General features: G+C 68.6%; 4 protein-coding genes and 1 pseudogene. 2 read left to right on the forward strand and 3 right to left on the reverse strand.

The genetic code is table 11. From position 1 onward, the window contains the following. The first annotated feature begins 89 nt into the window (after window positions 1-89). Window positions 90-515 carry an effector-associated constant component EACC1 gene (locus AQI88_RS46320; RefSeq protein ID WP_159050515.1) on the forward strand — a complete coding sequence of 142 codons (426 nt, stop codon included), beginning with the start codon at window positions 90-92 and terminating at the stop codon, window positions 513-515. After that, window positions 512-2389 (forward strand): caspase, EACC1-associated type, encoded by a 1878-nt coding sequence (locus AQI88_RS39195; RefSeq protein WP_067009770.1) that lies wholly within the window; start codon window positions 512-514, stop codon window positions 2387-2389. The genes AQI88_RS46320 and AQI88_RS39195 overlap by 4 nt, the downstream gene beginning before the upstream one ends. 233 nt (window positions 2390-2622) lie before the next feature. On the opposite strand, the pseudogene AQI88_RS48920 reads toward AQI88_RS39195, so the two are convergent. The 3 genes and pseudogenes from AQI88_RS48920 to AQI88_RS39205 form a co-directional block, all read right to left on the reverse strand. Beyond that, a pseudogene (locus tag AQI88_RS48920) lies at window positions 2623-2793 on the reverse strand (IS630 family transposase); the annotation flags it as partial. A 96-nt stretch (window positions 2794-2889) separates the two neighbouring features. Further along, window positions 2890-5433: an ABC transporter substrate-binding protein gene (locus AQI88_RS39200; protein ID WP_067009773.1), complete on the reverse strand. Its 2544-nt coding sequence runs from the start codon at window positions 5431-5433 to the stop codon at window positions 2890-2892. Between the two features lie 303 nt (window positions 5434-5736). Further along, the coding region (locus tag AQI88_RS39205) for a transposase (RefSeq protein WP_244184556.1) at window positions 5737-6193 on the reverse strand (457 nt) is incomplete at its 5' end.

Consider the following 6193-nt stretch of genomic DNA (forward strand, 5'->3'; position numbering starts at 1 on the left):
GCTCCGGCCCGGAAATCAAGCCCGCAGGTACAGAAGGCGAAGTGCTGAGATTCGGCCCGATTCCGGCTCTTGCGCGGGATGATGAGCGGGTGACATCGGCGACATCTCAAGAGCTGCGCATCCGTACCGAGTCCGGGTCCGGCGAGACCGACCATGGGCCCGACGAGCTGAGATCCCTCTTCGACTGGTTGCGGCACGAGGACGCGCTGCGCGGACGCGTACGCGTCGAACACGCCCCGATCACGCCGGACGAGATGGGCGGAGGGCTGGACGCCCTGGTGGTGGCACTCGGTCCCGGCGGCGTGGGCGCGGCCGCGGTCGGCGCGCTGATCGGCGCTGTGGCCACATGGTTCCAGCATCGCCGTGCGGACCTGCGGATCACCGTCACCAACGAGAACGGACGCACCGTCGAGGTGGACGGCAAGCGCGTCGATGTCCCCGCACTGGTCGAGGTCGTCGAGCGGTTGCTGGCGGACGAGCAGGCAGGCAGGGACGGGACGGGGACGCCGGAGTGACCCGGTTCCCGGATCCGGCTGGTTCGCGGGCCGTCCTGATCGGCGTGAGCCGGTACGAGCACCCCAAACTGCCCGGGCTCCCGGCGGTGCGGGCGAACCTCGCCGATTTCAGGGCGGTCCTCACGGATCCGGTCAACGGGAGTCTGCGGGACGAGCACTGTGTCGTGGTCGACGAGCCCCAGGTCCCGACCGACTTCGGCATCCCCGTCACCGAGGCCGCCGACGAGGCCACGGACGTACTGCTCGTCTACTACGCGGGTCACGGAGTCGTCGACGGGCAGGGCAGGCTCCATCTGGCCGTGTTCCACACCGACCCGGCACGGACGAGCGTGACCGCGCTCCCTTACGACGTCCTGCGGGAGGCGATGGTCGACAGTCGCGCGGCGGTCAGGGTGCTCGTACTGGACTGCTGCTTCTCCGGCCGGGCGACTGGACCGATGGGGGACGAGCAAGGGCTGATCACCGGGCAGATCGACATCGCCGGCACGTACGTCCTCGCCTCGTCATCGGCGACCAAGCCCTCGCGGGCTTTGCCGGGCGCGACCCACACCGCCTTCACCGAGGCACTGCTCGCGGCGCTGCGCCGCCCGGATCCGCTCACCCTCGACGCGTTGTTCGACAAGGTGCACCACCACCTCCTCGCCCGGTCATTACCACTGCCCCAGCGGCGGGTGATGAACACGGCGGGAGGCCTGACCCTGGTGAAGGGCCCGCCTACCGCAGCGCACCCCGGCGACACGCCCCACGCCGAGGGGGCGCCGCCGACCCGGTGGAACCGGCGCGGGTTCCTGGTCGCGGGCTCCGCCGCCGGTCTGGCCCTCGGTGCCGCGGCCCTGGAATGGCTGGTCAAAGGCGGGTCGGACCATGACACATCGGGCTCCAGTGGACCGTCGTCGAGCGGCTCCCCGGCGATGAAGGTGACCGGTGCACCCTCTCCCGGGCCAACCCTCGCCGCTCACAAGGGCGCCGTCCTGTCGGTGGCGTTCCGCCCCGGCGGAGAGATCCTGGCCAGCGCCAGCGCCGATCGGACGATCCGGCTGTGGAAGGTGACCGACCCGGCGAAACCGGCACCGCTCGTCTCCCTCACCGCCCCCACGGACAACGTCGACGCGGTGGCGTTCAGCTCCGACGGCGGCCTCCTGGCCGGCGGCGGCAACGACAACGCGGTCCGGCTGTGGAAGACGACCGATCCCGCGAAACCGAGACCGCTCAGCCGGCTGACCGGCCACACGGGCGCCGTCTTCTCGGTCGCCTTCAATCCCGACAGCACCATCCTCGCCAGCGGCAGCGCGGATCGGACGCTCCGTCTCTGGAATGTGTCGGACCCCGTGAAGCCGACACCGATGGGCCGTCCCGGCACCGGCCACACCGACGCCGTCCTCTCCGTGGCGTTCAGTCCCGACCAGAGCCTCATGGCCACCGGCAGCGCCGACAACTCGATCCTGCTGTGGAACGTGGCCACCCCGCCGGCCACCGTGGGCGTACCCGTCCCCGGACACAAGAACCGCGTCCACAGCGTGGTGTTCAGCCCCGACGGCAAGACCCTGGCCAGCGCAGGCGGGGACCGGACGGTCCGTCTGTGGAATGTGACCGACCTCGCGAACCCGACCCAGATCGGCGCCCCCCTGTCCGGTCACACGGACGCGGTCTACTGCCTCGCCTTCACCACCGACGGCAAAGTCCTGGCCAGCGCCGGCGCTGACAAGGAGGTCCGCCTCTGGAACCTGACCGACCCGGCGGAACCGAAACCACTCGGCCACCCCCTCGTCGGCCACACGGGCGCCGTTCACTCGGTCGCCTTCACCACCGACGGCAAGTTCCTCGCCAGCGCCGGCGCCGACAACAAGATCCGCCTCTGGACGGTCGCCCGCTAACACCAGCTAACAGATTGAGGTGGATCGGCGCTGATGGCCGTGTCCGGGTCGGCTGTTGAGCGTTCGGTGTGATGTGGGGACGTCACCATGGATCCTCACGCCGCAGCAGCAGCGGCTCCAAGCGGCTGACGATGGGCCGACATCCACGAAGCATTCCTCAGACTCACCTGCTGCCTGATCACCCACCAGCAATTCAACTCATGGTGTCAGCCGTAGTTACTGACTTCGGCGTTTCAGGGCGGCAGGTCGAGGGAGAGTCCGGTCCCGGTGAGGAAGTCGTCGAGGACGTCGGGGCGGTACTGCAGCCGTTTGAGGCGATTACGGACGAGGGTTTCGAGTCGGCCGAGGGCGACGCCGGCGAGCCTCGCGAGGCTGCGTTTGACGTGGGCCCACAGGTACTCGACCGCGCGACCACAAGACCATCCGCCGGCGCTTCGTCGAGGAACTCACGCAGAAGGAGATCGCCGAACGCCCGGGGCACGAACTGAACCGGGAACCTCTCACGGGGAAGCCGCCGCGGTGTCGTCCCTGGGACAGGGGAAGGTGTCGGGAGGCGTGCCCCACTTCGCGGGGTTCTGCCGGTCGGGCAGGACTCCGCAGCTGAGCAGTGTGGCCGTGATTCCGCTCGGTTGGGCGATCTCGCGGATGAACACCGCCTTGTCGGGCGGGTATTTGTTCTTGCCGTCCAGTTGCAGCACGCCGGAAGCGCCGGGGTACTGGGACACGCCGTGGGCGGTGAGCCACAGGTAGATGTCGTTGGGCTGGACGTCGTCGGAAGCCGGCAGCAGGTCCTCGATGACCTTGCTGACGACACCCACGGTGTCGAAGCCGCCGGCGGCGTCCGCATCCGCGCTGCGTCCGCCGAAGACGGTGGCGAAGTCCTGGGCGAACTGGGCATAGGGATCCCGGGAGTCCGGGGTCGGGGCGTTCGTCGTCTCATAGAAGAGCGTCATGTACGGGTAGGCGCGCGCCGTCTGTCCGGGATGAAGCTGGAAGTCGATGGGCGAGCTTTCGGTGATCATCGGGATGGTCGTGCCTTCCGGGGGCTGGCACTGACCGCCCGCACTCTGCATCGCGTTGAGGAGGCTCGGAAGCACACCGGATCGGGCGAGGTAGACGACGATCCCGTGCGTCGCAGCGACCTTGTTGCACACTTCGCTCGCGATGGTCTCCGGCGTGGTCGCCCCGGGCTTCTCGCTGTACTTGACCTCGTCGATACCGCCGTGTCGACGGTAGGCGGCGACGAACAGGTTCTTGAGGTCCGTACTGAAGGCAATGTCGGTCGGGTCGTACACGACCACGGCGTGCGGTGTGCCGCTGGTGAGTCCGCGGACCGCGGGAGAGTGGCGGATGAAGTCGGCGAGGACCGGCGCGACTCGCCCGTCGGGCGCCGAGATCTGGAAGTACCGCTGCGGCGAGTCGGGGCCGACCATGGTGCTGCCGGACACACCGTTCGCGATGACCGGGATGCCGGCCTGGTCGAGTTCCCGGACCGCGTTCAGCGACTCGGGACGGCTCTGGGTGATGCCGATGACCGCGGCGATGTGGTCCTGCCGCTGACGGCCGATGATCATCTGTGCGACGTCCGGGGCCTTCGGCGCTGCGGCGCTGTGTGCGCCGTACTGGAAGTACTGGCCGGTGTTGGCGATGAGCAGGCGGATCGGCATCTTGTTCTGGCGGACCCCGGTGTTGAGCTTGTGCTGCTGGGCGATGGCGCCGCGCAGGATCTGCAGGCCGATCGGAGGGTCGTCGTACACGCCGTTCTGCAGACTCAGGGGGGCGAGGAAGACCAGGGTGCGGTAACGCCCGTCCGGGATCTGGGCGTTCTCCTTCGCGACCTGGTGCTCCAGGTCCCGCAGTTCCCTTCCGCGGTCTCCCTGTACGGCCAGATCACATTGCCTGCCGTCGGTGACGCCCACGCGCTCGCCGGTCCTGACAGTGACGCATGAGGGAGGCGCAGGGGGCGCAGTGGGCCAGAGGTAGTGCGGGGCCAGGAGGATGCCCGCGGTCGCCGCAGCCATGACGGGCAGAGCAGCCGGACGCACCCAGTCGAGTGGGTGGTCCCGGCGAGCCATGACGCCCCAATGGGTGTCGATCTTCGTCTTGGCCGTGCCCTCCGTGTCGTCCTCGGCCGGCAGCGTGACCAGGCGTACCGGCTCGTCACTGCCCTCGTTGAGGAACGTGAAGACCTTGTCGGCAATGCCATTGGGCCGGTCGGGGTCGGCGCCCAGCGGCGCGGCGTAGTCCGGAGGCGGACCCGCGCAGGCGGCCAGGACGAGCAGCGGCTTGGACGGATGGTCACCGGCGAGCTCCTCGAACGTGCCGAGAAAGGCGCGGCCGGGGCCGTCCGCGTCGTCGATCTCGGGCATGAGGACGACGAAGGACCACCGGCGCCGTGCCCACAGATGACTCAGCCAGGTCCTTCTTCGGGTCGCTTTCCGCAGATCGGTGATCAGCGCGCGCAAGAGGATACGTCGCACGCGCGGGTCCTCCCTGTCCAGCTCGCCGTCCTGACAGAAGGCGAGCGCGGCGTCCAGGAAGCAGGTCGCGTTCGCTTCGTGCGCGACCCAGCGCAGGCCCAAGTGCCGCAGGTGGAACCCGTAACAGAGCTTGGGAAAGCCGACGATCAGGGCCGCCACGAGTCCCTGCAGCCAGCCGGTCAGCAGATGCTGACCCAGGAAGTCCGCGAGGCGGGCGCAGGCACGCAGGGTCTTCCGCCTTTTGAGCAGCGCTGCGTACAAGGCATCGAGGATCGGCTGCTGCTGGGCCTGGAAGTCGCCCGCGCCGCGTTCGCAGTCCAGTACGGCCCGGCAGGTGTGAAAGGCCGGCAACCGCAGTCTTCCCGACGGCATGGTGAGCTGGAACCGCAGTCCGACTCGGTCGATCGCGGCAAGGAAGCCTCCGCTCAGCTCCGCGTCGTCGACGACGGCGTGCGGTACCTGGAAGTGAGGGTTGCCCCGCCGTCGCGACAGCCTGTGCTCGTATTCCCGGACCATGAAGGCCGGTGCCCGGACATCGGCGCCGTCCTGCCTGGTGAGGATCAAGGCAGGCACCTTCTCGGCACGGGACCGCGTGGCCGCGAAGGTGTCGAGCTGACGTATGAGACGGTCCGACCACCTGGGGTATCGCGGGGCCGAGTCCGTGGGCGTGGGCGAGTTGGGCACGCAGTTCCTCCCTCAGGGAAGCAGGGAGGCCAACATGTCATGAAAGGGAGATGTGAAAATGCGCTATATCTGTACTGACGCCTAATGAGTGATTCCGGCCATTTCCGAGGCGACGGATGGCAGAACCGCGATGGGGAGGCACGAGCTTCTCGCCGCGGAAGAGAGAAGCGACAGGCGGGCGTTTCAGGGCGGCAGGTCGAGGGAGAGTCCGGTCCCGGTGAGGAAGCCTTCGAGGACGTCGGGGCGGTACTGCAGCCGTTTGAGGCGATTACGGACGAGGGTTTCGAGTCGGCCGAGGGCGACGCCGGCGAGGTACGCGAAGCTGCGTTTGACGTGGGCCCACAGGGACTCGACCGCCTTTGGCTCGGGTGCGCAGGCAGGCAGCACGAACACGGTCAGCCAGTCACGCGCATTGATCAGGTCGCGCATCGCTTGGGAGACACGGGTGTTCAGCCGGTCCCACACCAGCACGACCGGCGCTCTGACCAGCTGGTGGATCCCGTCGACCAGGCTGATGCAATCGTGCTCCGACAGGCTGCGGCGTTCGCCCTTGCATCCGGTGTGGCGCCGCAGCCGGTGGCACAGCCGGGTTCGCGATCCCGGGCGCATCGCGATCAGCCCAGCAGTAAAGACCCTCCCC

The sequence above is a fragment of the Streptomyces cellostaticus genome, from assembly GCF_001513965.1.
GTDB classification, from domain to species: Bacteria; Actinomycetota; Actinomycetes; order Streptomycetales; family Streptomycetaceae; genus Streptomyces; species Streptomyces cellostaticus.